The sequence below is a fragment of the Mesorhizobium sp. Cs1299R1N1 genome, assembly GCF_037179655.1.
GTDB classification, from domain to species: Bacteria; Pseudomonadota; Alphaproteobacteria; order Rhizobiales; family Rhizobiaceae; genus Mesorhizobium; species Mesorhizobium salmacidum.
In genome coordinates this window covers 1-449 of record NZ_JAPYKR010000132.1, presented here as the reverse complement: position 1 = coordinate 449, position 449 = coordinate 1, and the positions used below count along the sequence as shown (strand labels likewise).

The following is a 449-nucleotide window of genomic DNA, read 5'->3' as shown; positions in this document are numbered from 1 at the left end:
GACCCTCGACTGCCGGAACTTCCTGGGCACCTTCCATCTCAGCCTCGGACGCGGCACGCATCTGCAAACCGGTGTGGTGGGACAGCGGCACATCCTTGAGCAAGAAGGCCAACAAACCCGCAGCTGCAACCATCGGCGCCATCCACAAAAACAGCGGGGTTAAAGAGTTGACGTATGCCTCGATAATGCCGTTACGAATGAAATCGGGCATCTGATTGACGGCCCCCGGAGTCAGCGAGGCCGCAGCATGGTGCGAGCTCATGGCCCCCAGCGCCTTGAGGACCGCGGGGTTCTTGCTCGCGGCCAAGGACGTGAACAGATCGGTGACGCGGTTGGTCAGGCGGGTGGTGAAAGCCACACCAATAAGAGAGGCACCCAGGCACACACCAATTTGGCGGAAGAAGTTGTTGTGGCTGGTAGCGGTTCCAAGCAAGGTTGGGCGGACGTCG

General features: G+C 60.4%; 1 pseudogene. It reads right to left on the bottom strand.

Annotated features, from left to right (window positions below):
* Positions 1-449 (bottom strand): annotated as a pseudogene (locus tag O7A70_RS34050) (hypothetical protein); the annotation flags it as partial.